Below are 15,369 nucleotides of genomic sequence, written 5' to 3' on the forward strand. Positions count from 1 at the left end.
GCTGGTGATCGGTGACGCTATTGTGGCCGGATCGCCAGCGAGCTGACTCTTGCAGCGGCGGCGCTGGTACGTGGCCGTAGGGGCGGGATTGTCCGAGACCTGGCGGGCTTCGGTGCATGTGATGCGTGGAGCGCAGCCTGCGTCGAGGCGGTGCCCGATACTGGAAGCAGTCTTTGCTTCACAGCTACAACCTGTCGGCTTGGTTGCAGGGAGGCTTCGCAAACGAAGCTCTGGCACGGGTGGCCGCAAATAAAAAAGGTGGCGCAAGCGCCACCTTCCAACAACCTGCACCGTCTGCCCGGCGCTGTCGATTCGCTTAAAAGTGCGCCTTGACGATCGCACTGAAGGTGTTCTGATCGGTCTTGAACGGCAGGGAGCCGTCTTCCAGGCCGTATTTGTCGGACCAGTAATCGTATTCGATACCCACGTAGAGCTTGCCCGGGGTCATGTCCAGCGCCTTGCCCAGGTCGTACTTGACCTGTGGGTTGATGTGCAGGTTCTTCGACACGAAATCACCCCGGCTCTTGGAGCCCGCATCGTTGACCACCCAGTCGATGTAACCGTCGAAGAGAATGTCGGATTTGCCCACCGGAATGGTAATCGCCCAGGTCGGCGTGACCTGCCACTGGCCGGAAGGCTTGCCGGTGCTGCCGTCCGGTTTGCGGTAATAGAAGTTAAAGGCCAGGCGATCGAAGCCGGGCGCATCCAGATCGAAGCCTGGGCCAAGAAGGTAGATCTGATTGCCACCCTCGCCGCGCTCATAGGTAGCCGCAACCAGCACATCCTTGACCGGACCGAACGACATGTCCGCCCCCGAAATCTTGCCGAGCGACAGGCGCGGGGCGAACTCGCCGTAATAGGTATGGCCTTCGCCGCCGGACAGGCCGTTGTACCACTTGTTATCGACAAACAGGAACATGTCGCCCCAGCTCCAGCCGCTGGCGTGCTCGAAAGTGATGGTCTGTTGGATGGCCCCGGCATCGACCTTGAAATCCTTGCCGTAAAGGTAGGTCAGGCTGTTGTTCTGCCAGTGCATTTCGGCGAAGGCCGGTGCGGCGAGCAGACTGCCGGCCAGGGCGAGGGAGAGCGGAGCGAGTTTGAAGTTCATCTGGATACCCTTGGTTTTTTATTGTGGTTTGACGGTAATTTCAGCGCGCAGTCACATGCCGCGTTGAAAGGGGGCGGGATCAGGCTGATCGGACAATGGGCTCGTTCGAGGCGCAGACATCGGCTCGCTGGAAGCCCGGTCTTGTTGTCGCTGATGACGTGGGAGCCATGAGACTCCTGAATTCGCTTGCGCACATGGTTCAGCCTGCCTGGTATTTATTGTTCGGTCATGGGCTTCAGGACTGCAGTCTGATCCGTCCGGATGTTGTCCGGGCGGTCAGCTATTTTGACTATAGCAATTGTAGACACATTGCAAAACAAATAATTTTATTATTGTGCACAATTTTTGGAGCTGGTGATCAGCCAGGAGCTGCCAGCCGATAACAGACAGCCCGCACGTGGCGGGCTGCAGTTCGTAGCATGGAAACCGCGAAGCGCTTTCGGTGCTGCTGGCGGATCGCGGGGCTGCCAGCGCAGGTCAGGCCTCAGTTGATCTGCGCCCCCTGTGCGATCCAGTTGGCCAGCAGGTCACGCTCTTCCTGGGTCATCTGGGTGATGTTGCCCAGCGGCATGATCTGACTGGCAATGGTCTGTGCATGGATCTTGGCGGCCATCTGCTGGATCTGTTCGGGGGTATCGAACATCACCCCAGCCGGCGCTGCGCTGAACAGTGGGCTGGTGGGGGTTGCCGAATGGCAGACGGTGCAACGCTCTTCAATGACGCTGCTGACCTTGTTGAACTCGTTGTGGTCTGTCGCGCCGCTCTTTTGCTCGCTGATGCTCGCCTGCTCCGGAGTGGTCGGTGCCAGGTTCTGCGGAACGGGCTGGCGGTTCGGCGAGAGCACGAAGGCCAGGCACACCATGCCGACCGCTGCCGCTGGCAGTGCCCAGGCGAAGCGGTTGCTGTCGTGGCGAGTGTTGAAGTAGTGACGGACCAGTACCGACAGCGCACCGAGTGCCGCCAGGATCAGCCAGTTGTACTCACTGCCGTAGGTGCTCGGGAAGTGGTTGCTGATCATGATGAACAGCACCGGCAGGGTGAAGTAGTTGTTGTGGCGCGAGCGCAGCAGGCCCTTGGCCGGCAGCAGCGGGTCTGGCGTGCGGTTCTGCTCGATGGCCGCCACCAGCGCGCGCTGGGCCGGCATGATGATGCGGAACACGTTGCCGACCATGATGGTGCCGATCAGTGCGCCGGTATGGATGTAGGCGGCGCGACCGCTGAAGATCTGCGAATAGCCCCAGCAGGCGGCGATCACCAGCACGAACAGGACCAGGCCGAGCAGCGCCGGCGTCTTGCCCAGTGGCGAGTCACAGAGCAGGTCGTAGATGAACCAGCCGACGATCAGCGAGCCGAAACCGATGGCCACTGCTGCGGCGGGAGAGAGGCCGCTGCCTGGCAGGACCAGGTAGAGACTGGGGTTGAGGTAGTAGACCACCATCAGCAGGGCGACGCCCGACAGCCAGGTGGTATAGGCCTCCCATTTGAACCAGTGCAGGTTCTCCGGCATCTGCGGCGGGGCCAGCTTGTACTTTTCCAGGTGGTAGATACCGCCGCCGTGAATCGCCCAGAGGTCGCCCGACAGGCCTTCTCGGGGGTTGGCGCGGTTGAGGTTGTTTTCCAGCCAGACGAAGTAGAACGAGGCACCGATCCAGGCGATGCCGACGATCATGTGAATCCAGCGAATACCCAGGTTCAGCCATTCGGTGAGATGTGCGTCCACGATTATTTACCTCTTGCGCGGCCGGCGAACCGACCGTTGTTTCTTGTTATTCGACTCGTCGCGAGCGGCCAGTGCGGCGCTCACTCCGAGTCCCGGTGGGGGTCGAGGAACAGCTCATCCTCGCTGAAGAAATGCTCGTCGCAGTTGTTGCCAGAACCGCTGCGATCGACCACCAGGAATTCATCCCGCTTTTCGATCGTCAGCACCGGGTGGTGCCAGACGCCGCGGTGGTAGTTGACGCCCTGCCTGCCGTTGCTGCGGAAGGCACGGACATTACCCGGTACAGGTGCATCGCCAGCGGGCGCGACCACGACCAGAAAGGGGTTGCCGAGCAGCGGGATGAAAGCCTGGCTGCCCAGCGGATGACGTTCCAGCATCTGGATCACGCGCGGCATTTCCAGCATCTCGGCTGCGAAAATGCTGATGATCGCCTGGTCTTCAGGCTGCGCGGTCTCGACCGTCGCCAGCTTGTGGTAGCGGCGGGTGGAACCGTTGTTGATCATGAAGAACTCGCTGCCTTCGGTCTCGATCACATCACCGAACGGGGCGAAGGCTTCCTTGGTCAACGGCTCTATCTTGAGTGTGCGCATGGCTGGGGTCTCACTATCGTTATTCGAAGGCAGGCTTACATCGCCTGCAGGCGGAACAGGGCGATCTTGTTGATCTCGCTCACGGCACGGTCGAATTCCTGCTCGGGGGTGTTGTGCAGGCGCTCCTCGAACGCGGCGAGGATCTGGTGCCGATTGCTGCCCTTGACCGCCATGATGAAGATGAAGCCGAACCTGTCCTTGTAGGCTTCGTTGAGTTCGGTGAAGCGGGCGAACTCCTCGGCGGTGCATTCATGGATGCCGGCGCCGGCCTGTTCCGAGGTGCTGGAGGCGGTCAGCTCGCCGCGTACGGCGGCCTTGCCGGCGAGGTCCGGGTGGGCGTTGATCAGTGCCAGCTGGGTTTCGCGCGGGGCGTTCAGCAGAATCTCGGACATGCGCCGATGGAGCGTCTCGATGTCGTCGAGGCTTTCGTCGACGCCCTGGTCATAGGCCTGTTCGGCGACCCACGGCGAGTGCTCGTAGATGTCGGCGAAGGTGGCGACGAAGGCGTCGCGGTCGAGGCTGGACGGCGTGATCGTCTGGAAGCGGCTCATTTCGCGCTCTCCTGGGTGAACGGGTGGGTGGCGTGCCAGTGGCGGGCGATATCGACGCGGCGGGCGAACCAGACCTGCTCATGGCTTTGTACGTATTCGATGAAGCGCTGCAGCGCGGCCATACGGGCGGGGCGGCCCAGCAGCCGGCAATGCATGCCGATGGTGAGCATCTTCGGCGCTTCGGCGCCCTCGGCGTAGAGCACGTCGAAGGCGTCCTTGAGGTAGGTGTAGAAGTCGTCGCCGCTGTTGAAGCCCTGGACCTGGGTGAAGCGCATATCGTTGGTGTCCAGGGTGTAGGGGATCACCAGGTGCGGCTGCTCCGGCGTGCTGGCCGGGTCCCAGTAGGGCAGGTCGTCGTCGTAGGTGTCGCAGTCGTAGAGGAAGCCACCTTCCTCGCGCACCAGCCGGCGCGTGTTCGGCCCGGTGCGGCCGGTGTACCAGCCCAGCGGGCGCTCGCCGGTGAGTTCGGTGAGGATGCGGATGGCCTCGAGCATGTGCTCGCGCTCCTGCTCCTCGTCCATGTACTGGTAGTCGATCCAGCGATAGCCGTGGCTGCAGATCTCGTGGCCATCGGCGACCATCGCCTCGATCACCTGCGGATGGCGTTGTGCGGCCATCGCAACGGCGAAGATCGTCAGCGGGATGTCGTGCTTCTTGAACAGCTTGAGCAGGCGCCAGACGCCGGCGCGGCTGCCATATTCGTAAAGCGATTCCATGCTCATGTGACGCACGCTCTGTAGCGGTTGTGCGGCCACCATCTCGGACAGAAAGGCTTCGGATTCCTTATCGCCGTGCAGTACGCAGCGCTCACCGCCTTCTTCGTAGTTCAGCACGAAAGACAGCGCGATGCGGGCGTTGCCAGGCCAGTGTGGATGGGGAGGGTTGCCGGCATAGCCGATGAGGTCACGAGGGTAGTCGGCGCTCATTTATTGTTTTTCCTTGGTGAGATGCGAGGTCGTCGGGGACGGGATGGCATGCGACCGTATGGGATTATTGTATACAAAAGCTTTTGAGGTTTGTAAATCAAAACCCTGAGAAAAAATGATGGATGGCGTTTCCGGGGGAGAAAGCGGTCCCGGAAACGCCCCTGTAAATGCGTAAAAGCCCGCGTACAGCGGATATTCTGGGCAGGCAAAAAAGACAGATCAAAAACTGTGTACAATTTTAATCGAAACTGTCTTTTATATGGTTGCGTGCATGCTATGCTCCTGCCAGACCCACAACATCGACAAGAGGAGGCAGGCGCCTGCAGAGGGACTTCGCTGCAACGCCGGAAATCTATGGGACGTTTGACTACTCATGTGCTGGACGCCGCGCACGGCTGTCCGGGCAGCGACATCAAGATCGAACTTTATCGCGTCGAGGACGCCGGCCTGGAGCTGGTTGCCAGCCGGCAGACCAATGCCGACGGGCGCTGCGATGCGCCATTGCTGGAAGGCGACGAGTACCGCTCCGGCGTCTATCAGCTGCAATTCAGTGCTGGCGATTACTACCGCGCGCGCGGCGTGCAGCTGGCCGAGCCGGCCTTCCTCGACGTGGTGGTGCTGCGCTTCGGCATCAGCGCCGAGCAGGACCATTACCACGTGCCTCTGCTGATCTCTCCGTACAGCTACTCGACTTATCGCGGCAGCTGACAACGACCCGAACCATGCTCTGATGGCTCCATTCGTGAGCCTGCCACCCGCCCTCAAGGCGGGTGTTTTTTTATCAGGAGTGCCTGGAGCATTTTTGCTTGCGGGCTCAGCGCCGGGGGCGCTGTCCGGGTGCGCAGGATGTCCTCACGAACTGCCGAACCACCTGGGTAGCCCGTGAGCTGAACTATTCTGCGCCGGCTGCCTTATCGCCATGTGTACGGCGAGCCACGGCGCCGGTGCGTTTCACGCTGGCGCCAGGGGCGTCGTCCGGCTGCTGCAGCCCGTCCAGGATCGGGCAGTCCGGTCGCTCATCCCCCGCGCAGCAACTGACCAGGGTTTTCAGCGTCTCCGCCATCTGTCGCATGTTATCCATGCGGCGCTCCAGTTCGGCGATATGCTCCTGGGCCAGGCGCTTGACGTCCGCGCTCTGACGCGACTTATCCTTCCACAGACCCAGCAGGTTGCCGATCTCGGCCACCGAGAAGCCGAGATCGCGGGCACGACGGATGAAGTGCAGACGGTGGATGTCGGCCTGGGTGTAGGCGCGATAGCCCGAGTCGGTCCGGTCCGCCGGTGGCGTCAGGCCGATCTGCTCGTAGTAGCGGATCATCTTGGGTGAGACCCTGGATGCCTTGGATGCTTCACCGATGTTCATGGCGATTCTCCTCGCTCAATGGGCGGTATCCGCTGCCAGCGGTGGCTGGAAACGCCGCAGCCGTAGCGCATTGCCCAGGACGAACACACTGGACAGCGCCATCGCACCTGCCGCGAAGATGGGCGACAGCAGCAGTCCGTAGGCCGGGTATAGCACACCCGCGGCCAGTGGAATCAGCGCTGTGTTGTAGCCAAAGGCCCAGAACAGGTTCTGGCGGATGTTGCCGAGGGTGGCCTTGGACAGCGCGATGGCGTTGGGCACACCCTGCAGGTTGCCGGACATCAGCACCACGTCGGCGGATTCCACCGCCACGTCGGTGCCGGTGCCGATCGCCAGCCCCACGTCGGCTGCGGCCAGCGCCGGCGCGTCGTTGATGCCGTCGCCGACGAAGGCGATCTGGCCGTGAGCCGCTTTCAACCGGCGCACCGCTTCCACCTTGCCCTCGGGCAGCACTTCGGCCACGACCTCATCGATGCCCAGTTGCCGGGCGATGGCCTGTGCCGTGTGCGCGTTGTCGCCGGTGATCATCGCCACCTTCAGGCCCAGCTGGTGCAGCGCGGCGATGGCGGCGGGGGTGCTGGGCTTGATCGGGTCGGCGACCGCGACGATGGCGGCCAGCCGGCCCTCGATGGCGGCATACAGCGGCGACTTGCCTTCGCCGCCCAGGCGTTTGGCCGTCCCGGCGAAGCCGCCAACGTCCAGGCCCAGTTCACGCATGAAGCGGTCAGCGCCGACTTCGACGCGCACGCCATCCACGTTGGCACGCACGCCCATGCCGGTGACCGACTCGAAACCGGTCATCAGCGGCAGCTCGATAGCCGTTTGCTCGGCAGCCTCGACGATGGCACGGGCGATCGGATGTTCCGAACGCGCTTCCACGGCGGCGACCTTGGCCAGCACTTGGTCGCGGTCGAAGCCTTCGGCGATCTCCAGGTCGGTCAGCACCGGGCGGCCTTCGGTCAGCGTGCCGGTCTTGTCCACGGCCACCACCCGAGCGTCCTTGAGCAGTTGCAGCGCCTCGCCCTTGCGGAACAGCACGCCCATTTCGGCGCCCCGGCCGGTGCCGACCATGATCGAGGTCGGTGTCGCCAGCCCCATGGCGCAGGGGCAGGCGATGATGAGTACGGCTACCGCGTTGACCAGGGCAAAGGTCAGCGCTGGCGACGGTCCGAAGACCAGCCAGACCAGGAAGGTCAGCGCCGCCGCCAGCATGACCGCGGGCACGAACCACAGCGTCACCTTGTCCACCACGGCCTGGATCGGCAGCTTGGAGCCCTGGGCCTGTTCGACCAGCCGGATGATCTGCGCCAGCATGGTCTGCCCGCCCACGGCGGTGGCGCGCAGCGTCAGGGCGCCGTTCTGGTTGACGGTGCCGCCGACCAGCGTGCTGCCGGCGCGCTTCTCCACGGGAATCGGCTCGCCGGTGATCATCGACTCGTCGACGAAGCTGCCGCCCTCGGTCACTTCGCCATCGACCGGCACCCGTTCGCCGGGGCGTACTTCAACGAGGTCGCCCAGGACTACCTCGGTGATCGGGATGTCCACGGTGCGGCCCTCGCGCACGACATGCGCCACCTTGGCCTGCAGCCCGACCAGGCGCTTGATGGCTTCGGAGGTGCGCCCCTTGGCGCGGGCCTCGAGGAAGCGCCCCAGCAGGATCAGCGCGACGATGACAGCCGCCGCCTCGTAGTAGACGTTCACCGTACCGGCTGGCAGCAGGCCGGGAGCGAAGGTGGCGACCAGCGAATAGCCGAACGCGGCAGCGGTACCGACGGCGACCAGCGAGTTCATGTCCGGCGCCAGGCGTACCAGGGCGGGGAAGCCCTTCTGATAGAAACGCCGGCCGGGAATGACCAGTACCAACAGCGTCAGCGCGAACTGCAGATACCAGCTCTGCTGAAGGCCGATGGTCGCCATGACCCACTCGTGCATGCCGGGAATCATGTGCGAGCCCATTTCGAGCACGAACACCGGCAGTGCCAGCAGCGTGGCCAGGATCAGGTCGCGCTTGAGTTCGACCCGTTCGGCGTCCTTCTTTTCCGCAGCCTGGTCGTCGGCCTGCGCGGCGCTATCGACAGCGCGGGCCTCGTAGCCAACCTTGCCGACAGCGGCGAGCAGATCCTCCACGGCCACCACGCCACGCACCCTGGCCCGTTCGGTCGCCAGGTTCACCGTGGCTTCCGCGACGCCGGGCACCGCCTTGAGTGCCCGCTCGACACGGCCCACGCAGGAGGCGCAGGTCATGCCCTCGATCGCCAGCTCGACGGTATTGGCGGGCACGTCGTAGCCGACCTTTTCGACCGCCCGGACCAGCGCCATGCGATCGACGGGACCCGCCAGGCGAATGTCCGCTCGTTCGGTGGCCAGGTTGACGGATACACTGTCCACGCCTTCGATCCTGGCCAGGGCCGCTTCGACACGACCGACACAGCTGGCGCAGGTCATGCCTTCGATGGGCAGACTGATGGATGTGGTGGCACGAACATCACTTGTGTTTGACGTGCTCATGGTTCGTTCCCATTGGTTGTATTCGAGATGGCGACAAGCTAGGCCTTGCCATCGTGGGAAGGTCAAGTACTGTGCGTTCTTTAACGGCGAAAGGGCAGGGCTTTCCAGATATGTCTTCCAACAAACGGGGTGACGCCCATGGTGAAAGTGTCGACCTGGCTTCCCTGTCACAGAATGATGTGACCATCCTTGCCGAGACCTTTCGCCTCCTGGGCGATCCCTCGCGCCTGAGGATCATGCTGCGCTGCATGCAGGGCTCCTCTCCGGTTGGCGACATCGCCGAGAGCCTGGATCTCTCGCAATCGCTGGTCAGTCACCATCTGCGACTGCTTCGCGGCGCCCGCCTGGTCAAGGGCGTGCGCCATGCCAAGCATATCTTCTACGAGGTCGACGACAGCCATGTGAGCCAGGTGCTGCTGGACATGGCCAGCCACATCGCCGAGGACCGTGGCGAAGAATAGCCTGCAGCCAGTTCAAGAGGCGCAGGGTTGTTTTTTAAAAAAACATATGAATATATGTTCATGTGTTATGGTTGCTGCATATGCAACCGACTGTCCGAGGCTCAGATGTCCCGCTCTCACTCGCATCATCATGGTCACCACGACCACACGCCGACCGTGACCAGCGCCAACGAGCGTAAGGTCCTCCTGTCCTTCTTCCTGATCTTCACCTTCATGGTGGTGGAGGCGGTCGGCGGCGTGCTGTCCGGTTCGCTGGCACTGCTGGCCGACGCGGGCCACATGCTGACCGATGCGGCAGCGCTGGCCCTGGCCTATGCCGCCTTCCGCTTCGGTCGGCGCGCCGCTGACAGCAAGCGCACTTTCGGCTATCTGCGCTTCGAGGTCATTGCCGGTTTCCTGAATGCCGTGACGCTGTTCGGCATCGTCGCTTGGATCGTCTATGAAGCGTGGCAGCGCCTGTCGGCACCCCCGGTGATCCTGGCCGGGCCGATGATGATCGTTGCCGTGCTCGGCTTGCTGGTGAACCTGCTGGTGCTGTGGATCATGACTCGCGGCGAGACCGACCACGTCAATGTGAAAGGCGCCATCCTGCACGTGATGGGTGATCTTCTGGGCTCGGTCGGTGCCATCGTCGCCGCGGCCGTCATCTACTTCACGGGCTGGGCGCCGATCGATCCCATCCTGTCGGTGGTCGTGGCGGTACTGATCCTGCGCAGCGCCTGGAAACTGCTGGCCAAGTCGCTGCACATCCTGCTGGAAGGCGCACCCGAGGAGGCGTCGCCGGAAAAGGTGGCGCGTGGCCTGCTGGATTCCGTTGCAGGCCTGGCGGCTGTCAGCCATGTACATGTATGGCAACTCACTTCCGGGCGGACGATGGCCACGCTGCACGTACGCCCGCACCTGGACGAGGAAGCGAAGGCGGTGGTCAGGCTCGTCGAGCAGGCGCTACGGGAGCAGTTCGGCATCGAGCATGCCACCGTCGCGATCGACTGGAACTCGGAGGAGGGCGGGCCACATTGCAGCCTGCAACGGACTGCCGGGTGTCCCGGTCATGATCATTCGGCTGAAGGCCACAGGCATTGAGCCTGTTTCCCTGTCCAAAAACGAAGCCCCCGACGCAAAGGCGTCGGGGGCTTCGTTTGCCGGCTGCGCTTCCTGATCAGAGGAAGGCGAACTTGGCGATGAACACGATGCACAGTACGTAGAGGCTTACCGAAACCTTGCTGGCCTGGCCGGTCAGCAGCTTCAGCGTCGCGTAGGTCAGGAAGCCCAGGGCGATGCCGTTGGCGATGGAGAAGGTCAACGGCATCATCACCACGGTAACGATCGCCGGGATGGTGTCGGTGTGGTCCTTCCAGTCGATATGCGCCATGCCGCTCATCATCAGCATCGCGACGTAGATCAACGCACCGGCGGTGGCGTAGGCGGGAATCATCCCGGCCAGCGGGGCGAAGAACATGGCGGCCAGGAACAGCAGACCGACGGTGATGGCGGTGAGCCCGGTGCGGCCACCGGCGGCCACGCCCGAGGCGCTCTCCACGTAGCTGGTGACCGGCGGGCAACCGACGAAGGCGCCGACGACACTGGAAGTACTGTCGGCCTTCAACGCGCGGGACAGGTTCTGGATCTTGCCATCCTCATCCACCAGGTTCGCCCGGTGCGCGACGCCCATCAGCGTGCCGGCGGTGTCGAACATGTTGACGAACAGGAACGCCAGGATGACGCTGATCATCGCGATGTTGAAAGCCCCGGCAACGTCCATGGCCAGGAAGGTCGGCGCCAGGCTCGGCGGCATCGATACCAGTCCGTTGTACTCGACCAGGCCCATGGCCAGGCCGACGCCGGTGACGGCGAGCATGCTGAACAGGATCGCACCGAACACGTTGCGATGACTGAGCACGGCGATCATCAGGAAACAGATTGCTGCCAGCAGGGCGTTGGGCTCGCTGAATGAGCCCATGGACAATAGTGTGGCAGGGTTGTCGACGACGATACCGGCGGTCTTCAGACCGATCAGCCCGAGGAACAGCCCGACCCCGGCGCCCATGGCGAAGCGCAGGCTCATTGGGATGCTGTTGAGCAGCCACTCGCGCAGCCGTGACAGGCTCATGATCATGAACAGCACGCCCGAGAGGAACACCGCGCCCAGCGCGATTTCCCAGCTGTAGCCCATCTCGCCGACCACCGTGTAGGTGAAGAAGGCGTTCAGGCCCATGCCCGGCGCGAGGCCCACCGGCCAGTTCGCGTACAGACCCATGAGCATGCAGCCCAGCGCGGCCCCGACGCAGGTCGCGACGAAGGCTGCGCCGTGGTCGATACCGGCCTCGGCCATGATGTTGGGGTTGACGAAGATGATATAGGCCATGGTGACGAAGGTCGTCAGGCCGGCGAGCAGTTCCGTTTTGATGCTGGTGCGGTGTTCGCTGAGTTTGAAGAATCGATCGAGCAGCCCGGGTTTTTCCGGCTGCACGGCAAGGGTATGTGGTTCTTGCTTGGTGCTTTCCAAGGGGTATTCCTCATCGTTCTTGTTGTCGTTCACCCAGAGTCGGGAAAACTCTCGAGGCAGGTGATGCTGAGGGGCTCATTCTGTCTCGTTTTTGACTTCGAGGTCAGGAAGGCCTTGGGCGATTATGCTTTTGTATACAAGAAAAGCAACCATGTTTTGTTCATACACTTTCTTTAACTGCGTCAATGCGACGCATGACGTGCGCGGATCGAGCAATACCGGGAGCAAACGTGGCATTGATGGGGGGTTGATGTCTGGTTTGTGCACAATCCTGACGAATAAATTAGGTTCTATAACCAATGGCTACTCCAGTCAGTGGCTGAAACGAAGTAAAGTTCGCTCTGCCGAAACCTCGATGCGAGCCATCATGAACGAACAGCTGCAGCCTCTGAAAAAGCCGACCCGAAACGGCAAGGTGCGTACCGGGACACAGGACGACATCGTCTACGCCCATATCTTCGATGCGATTCTCGAGCAGCGCCTGGCGCCGGGCACCAAACTCAGCGAAGAAGCGCTGGGGGAAATCTTCGGAGTGAGCCGCACCATCATCCGGCGTGCGCTGTCGCGGTTGGCTCATGAAGGGGTGGTGTTGTTACGGCCCAACCGTGGCGCGGTGGTGGCCTGCCCGAGCGTCGAGGAGGCTCGGCAGATATTCTTCGCACGGCGCCTGGTGGAGCGGGCGATCACCGAGCTGGCGGTGCAGCACGCCAGCGACGAACAGCTCGCCGAACTGCGGCAGATGGTGATCGACGAACAGGCCTGCTTTGCCCGCGGCGACCGGGGCGCTGGCATTCGCCTGTCGGGCGAGTTCCACCTGAAACTGGCCGAGATGGCCAAGAACGCCCCCTTGGTGAGTTTCCAGCGCAGCCTGGTCTCCCAGACCTCGCTGATCATCGCCCAGTACGAAAGCGGCAACCGCTCTCATTGCTCCTATGACGAACACAACCAGCTGATCGACGCCATCGCCGCGCGCGACAGCGACAAGGCCGTGAGCCTGATGATGCATCACATGGATCATGTCGACAGCAAGCTCAACCTCGACGAAGACAGCGCCTCGGATGATTTGCACGCGGTGTTTTCGCACATCCTGGGGAAGGCGGGAAAGGCTGCGAAGAAGCGCTGAGGGCCGTAGGGTGGATGGCCGAAGCCATCCACGCCGATGCTGCCAGAGCGAAGCACGCCGGTGGAAAATCGCTTCGCGGGTTTTCCACCTTACGGAATGGCTTTACGCCTTGCGGTGCACCGAGACGCCGGCGGCGTAGGTTTCTTTCACGGCGCGGTCGTCGCCGAGGATCATCAGGGCGAAGAGGCGCTCTTCCAGGCTGCGCGCCTGGCTCAGGCGGTACTCGATCAGTGGCGTGGCCTTGTAGTCAAGCACCACGAAATCCGCGTCCTTGCCCGGCTGCAGGCTGCCGATCCGGTCGTCCAGATAGAGCGCGCGGGCGCCGCCCAGGGTGGCCAGGTACAGCGATTTGAACGGGTCCAGCTTCTTGCCCTGCAGCTGCATCACCTTGTAGGCCTCGTTCAGCGATTGCAGCTGGGAGAAGCTGGTGCCGGCGCCAACGTCGGTACCCAGACCAACGCGCACGCCAAAGCCTTCCACCTTCTCCAGATCGAACAGGCCGCTGCCCAGGAACAGGTTGGAGGTGGGGCAGAAGGCCACCGCCGAGCCGGTTTCGCCGAGGCGCTGGCATTCGTCGTCGCACAGGTGCACGCCGTGGGCGAACACCGAGCGCGCGCCGATCAGGCCGTGGTGGTCGTAGACGTCCAGGTAGCCCTTGCGCTCGGGGAACAGCTCGCGCACCCATTCGATCTCCTTGCGGTTCTCGGAGAGGTGGGTATGCATGTAGAGGTCCGGGTATTCCTGGAACAGCTTGCCGGCCAGCGCCAGTTGCTCCGGCGTGCTGGTCGGGGCGAAGCGCGGGGTGACGGCGTAGTGCAGGCGGCCCTTGCCGTGCCAGCGCTCGATCAGCTCCTTGCTGTCGGCGTAGCCGGATTCGGCGGTGTCGGTGAGGTAGTCCGGCGCATTGCGGTCCATCAGCACCTTGCCGGCGATCATCCGCAGGTCGAGCTTGTGCGCCTGCTCGAAGAAGGCATCCACCGATTCCTTGTGCACGCTGCCGAACACCAGCGCGGTGGTGGTGCCGTTGCGCAGCAGTTCGCGCAGGAACACCTGGGCGACCTCGCCGGCATGGACCTTGTCGGCGAAGGCGCGCTCGGTGGGGAAGGTGTAGGTGTCGAGCCAGTCGAGCAGCTGTTCGCCATAGGAGGCGATCATGCCGGTCTGCGGGTAGTGGATATGGGTGTCGATGAAGCCGGGGGTGATCAGCGCATCCTTGTACTCGATCACCTCGGTGCCGGCCGGCAGGGTGGACAGCAGGTCGGCGGCGTGGCCGTTGCGGACCACCTTGCCGTCTTCGACCACCAGCAGGCCGTCTTCGAAATACTCATGGGACGCCTCGATACCCACTTCGCGGGGGTCGGCGAGGCAGTGGAGCAGGGCGGCACGATAGGCTTTGATCTGGGACATGATGGTTCTCGGAATCGTTGTGTTGAGTGCTGCGGGCAACATTGTGGGAGGCGCGCCCTCGTGCCGAAACGGGCCATCGGCTCGCCGAGGCTGAACGTTCGGCCCGAGGGCGGGCCTCCCACAGAAGAATGGCGGCGCGATTAGCCTGTTTGAGAACGGCGCGCGGCGGGCACCAGCATCGGTACAGGCTTTTCTCCGTCCGCACTTTTCTCACCGCCCCTCTCACCGAAATGCGCGTTGTAGATGGCGATCACCTCGCCGGCGATGGACACCGCGATCTCCACCGGCAGCTTGCCCTTCACTTCGGCGATGCCCATCGGGCAGCGCATGCGTTGCACGGTTTCCGGCTGGAAGCCGCGGTCGCGCAGGCGGTGTTCGAACTTGGCGCGCTTGCTCTTCGAGCCGATCAGGCCGTAGTAGGTGAAATCGCCGCGCGAGAGGATCGCCGCGGTCAGCTCGAGATCCAGCTGGTGATTATGCGTCATGACGATGAAGTAGCTGCCGGCGGGCATGTTCTCCACTTCGTCGACCACCTCGTCGTTGACCACCTTTTCCACGCCAGCGGGGATCTGCGCGGGGAACTCGCTCTCGCGCGAGTCGATCCAGCGCACCTTGCACGGCAGGCTGGCCAGTAGCGGCACCAGCGCACGGCCGACGTGGCCGGCGCCGAACACGGCGATGTGCGCCTGCGGTTGGCCCATGGGTTCGAACAGCAGCACCGTGGCGCCACCGCAGCATTGGCCCAGGCTGGCGCCGAGGGAGAAGCGCTCCAGGCGGGTTTCACGTACGCGGTTTTCCAACATTTCGCGGGCGATGGCCTGTGCCTTGTATTCCAGGTGGCCGCCGCCGATGGTGTCGTACAGCCGCTCACGGCTGACCACCATCTTCGAGCCGGCATTGCGCGGCGTCGAGCCGCGCTCCTCGATGATGGTCACCAGCACGCAGGGTTCGCCTTGCTGCTGCAGCTCGGCGAGGGCGTTGATCCAGACCGTGTTGCTCATGGTTCTGTCCTTCGTTGTGCCTGAAGGCATGCGATTGCTCTTGTAGGAGCGAGCTTGCTCGCGAAAATGCGCTCGCCGACTGCTGAGGCGTTGCGTCAAAAAGCT

14 protein-coding genes are annotated in these 15,369 nt (G+C 63.0%); 4 read left to right on the forward strand and 10 right to left on the reverse strand.

Going from position 1 to position 15,369, the window contains the following annotated elements; translation table 11 throughout:
• Positions 1-316: 316 nt before the first annotated feature.
• The 5 genes from G7020_RS12930 to puuE all read right to left on the reverse strand — a co-directional run bounded on the left by G7020_RS12930 (position 317) and on the right by puuE (position 4,895).
• Positions 317-1,108, reverse strand: coding sequence for an outer membrane protein OmpK (locus G7020_RS12930; protein ID WP_181085008.1), 792 nt, complete (start codon positions 1,106-1,108; stop codon positions 317-319).
• A gap of 484 nt (positions 1,109-1,592) precedes the next feature.
• Positions 1,593-2,828 carry a urate hydroxylase PuuD gene (locus tag G7020_RS12935; protein WP_181085010.1) on the reverse strand — a complete coding sequence of 412 codons (1,236 nt, stop codon included), beginning with the start codon at positions 2,826-2,828 and terminating at the stop codon, positions 1,593-1,595.
• A gap of 80 nt (positions 2,829-2,908) precedes the next feature.
• Complete coding sequence (locus G7020_RS12940; RefSeq protein WP_181085012.1) at positions 2,909-3,418, reverse strand: ureidoglycolate lyase; 510 nt, start codon at positions 3,416-3,418, stop codon at positions 2,909-2,911.
• A 35-nt stretch (positions 3,419-3,453) separates the two neighbouring features.
• Positions 3,454-3,969, reverse strand: coding sequence for a 2-oxo-4-hydroxy-4-carboxy-5-ureidoimidazoline decarboxylase (gene uraD / locus G7020_RS12945; RefSeq protein ID WP_181085014.1), 516 nt, complete (start codon positions 3,967-3,969; stop codon positions 3,454-3,456).
• Positions 3,966-4,895: an allantoinase PuuE gene (gene puuE / locus G7020_RS12950; RefSeq protein ID WP_181085016.1), complete on the reverse strand. Its 930-nt coding sequence runs from the start codon at positions 4,893-4,895 to the stop codon at positions 3,966-3,968. The genes uraD and puuE overlap by 4 nt, the downstream gene beginning before the upstream one ends.
• Before the next feature lie 354 nt (positions 4,896-5,249).
• Here puuE and uraH point away from each other — a divergent pair, with 354 nt between their 5' ends.
• On the forward strand, positions 5,250-5,603 hold the full coding sequence (uraH, locus tag G7020_RS12955) for a hydroxyisourate hydrolase (RefSeq protein WP_181085018.1): 354 nt from the start codon (positions 5,250-5,252) through the stop codon (positions 5,601-5,603).
• Between the two features lie 184 nt (positions 5,604-5,787).
• Here uraH and cueR read toward each other — a convergent pair whose 3' ends face one another.
• Together cueR and G7020_RS12965 are read right to left on the reverse strand one after the other, a co-directional pair.
• Positions 5,788-6,258, reverse strand: a complete 471-nt coding sequence (cueR, locus tag G7020_RS12960) for a Cu(I)-responsive transcriptional regulator (RefSeq protein WP_181085020.1) — start codon at positions 6,256-6,258, stop codon at positions 5,788-5,790.
• Between the two features lie 15 nt (positions 6,259-6,273).
• Entirely contained in the window at positions 6,274-8,766 is a 2,493-nt protein-coding gene (locus G7020_RS12965) for a heavy metal translocating P-type ATPase (protein WP_181085022.1), read from the reverse strand.
• 110 nt (positions 8,767-8,876) lie between these two features.
• Here G7020_RS12965 and G7020_RS12970 point away from each other — a divergent pair, with 110 nt between their 5' ends.
• Positions 8,877-9,227, forward strand: a complete 351-nt coding sequence (locus G7020_RS12970) for an ArsR/SmtB family transcription factor (protein ID WP_181085024.1) — start codon at positions 8,877-8,879, stop codon at positions 9,225-9,227.
• A 105-nt stretch (positions 9,228-9,332) separates the two neighbouring features.
• A complete protein-coding gene (locus G7020_RS12975) occupies positions 9,333-10,310 on the forward strand; it encodes a cation diffusion facilitator family transporter (RefSeq protein ID WP_181085026.1) in 978 nt (325 codons plus the stop codon).
• Between the two features lie 76 nt (positions 10,311-10,386).
• Here G7020_RS12975 and G7020_RS12980 read toward each other — a convergent pair whose 3' ends face one another.
• Positions 10,387-11,733, reverse strand: coding sequence for an NCS2 family permease (locus G7020_RS12980; RefSeq protein WP_181085096.1), 1,347 nt, complete (start codon positions 11,731-11,733; stop codon positions 10,387-10,389).
• 367 nt (positions 11,734-12,100) lie between these two features.
• Here G7020_RS12980 and G7020_RS12985 point away from each other — a divergent pair, with 367 nt between their 5' ends.
• Positions 12,101-12,856, forward strand: coding sequence for a GntR family transcriptional regulator (locus G7020_RS12985; protein WP_014853710.1), 756 nt, complete (start codon positions 12,101-12,103; stop codon positions 12,854-12,856).
• 102 nt (positions 12,857-12,958) lie between these two features.
• Here G7020_RS12985 and guaD read toward each other — a convergent pair whose 3' ends face one another.
• Entirely contained in the window at positions 12,959-14,263 is a 1,305-nt protein-coding gene (guaD, locus tag G7020_RS12990; protein ID WP_181085028.1) for a guanine deaminase, read from the reverse strand.
• 140 nt (positions 14,264-14,403) lie between these two features.
• On the reverse strand, positions 14,404-15,264 hold the full coding sequence (xdhC, locus tag G7020_RS12995) for a xanthine dehydrogenase accessory protein XdhC (RefSeq protein ID WP_181085030.1): 861 nt from the start codon (positions 15,262-15,264) through the stop codon (positions 14,404-14,406).
• Positions 15,265-15,369 lie beyond the last annotated feature (105 nt).

The sequence above is a fragment of the Stutzerimonas stutzeri genome (assembly GCF_013522825.1).
Taxonomy (GTDB): Bacteria; Pseudomonadota; Gammaproteobacteria; order Pseudomonadales; family Pseudomonadaceae; genus Stutzerimonas; species Stutzerimonas stutzeri_AK.

Excerpts from the sequence above, each read along its gene's own strand:
- G7020_RS12930 (WP_181085008.1), bottom strand. The coding sequence starts at position 1,108 with ATGAACTTCAAACTCGCTCCGCTCTCCCTCGCCCTGGCCGGCAGTCTG.
- G7020_RS12940 (WP_181085012.1), bottom strand. The coding sequence starts at position 3,418 with ATGCGCACACTCAAGATAGAGCCGTTGACCAAGGAAGCCTTCGCCCCG.
- uraD (WP_181085014.1), bottom strand. The coding sequence starts at position 3,969 with ATGAGCCGCTTCCAGACGATCACGCCGTCCAGCCTCGACCGCGACGCC.
- puuE (WP_181085016.1), bottom strand. The coding sequence starts at position 4,895 with ATGAGCGCCGACTACCCTCGTGACCTCATCGGCTATGCCGGCAACCCT.
- uraH (WP_181085018.1), top strand. The coding sequence starts at position 5,250 with ATGGGACGTTTGACTACTCATGTGCTGGACGCCGCGCACGGCTGTCCG.
- cueR (WP_181085020.1), bottom strand. The coding sequence starts at position 6,258 with ATGAACATCGGTGAAGCATCCAAGGCATCCAGGGTCTCACCCAAGATG.
- G7020_RS12965 (WP_181085022.1), bottom strand. The coding sequence starts at position 8,766 with ATGAGCACGTCAAACACAAGTGATGTTCGTGCCACCACATCCATCAGT.
- G7020_RS12970 (WP_181085024.1), top strand. The coding sequence starts at position 8,877 with ATGTCTTCCAACAAACGGGGTGACGCCCATGGTGAAAGTGTCGACCTG.
- G7020_RS12975 (WP_181085026.1), top strand. The coding sequence starts at position 9,333 with ATGTCCCGCTCTCACTCGCATCATCATGGTCACCACGACCACACGCCG.
- G7020_RS12985 (WP_014853710.1), top strand. The coding sequence starts at position 12,101 with ATGAACGAACAGCTGCAGCCTCTGAAAAAGCCGACCCGAAACGGCAAG.
- guaD (WP_181085028.1), bottom strand. The coding sequence starts at position 14,263 with ATGTCCCAGATCAAAGCCTATCGTGCCGCCCTGCTCCACTGCCTCGCC.
- xdhC (WP_181085030.1), bottom strand. The coding sequence starts at position 15,264 with ATGAGCAACACGGTCTGGATCAACGCCCTCGCCGAGCTGCAGCAGCAA.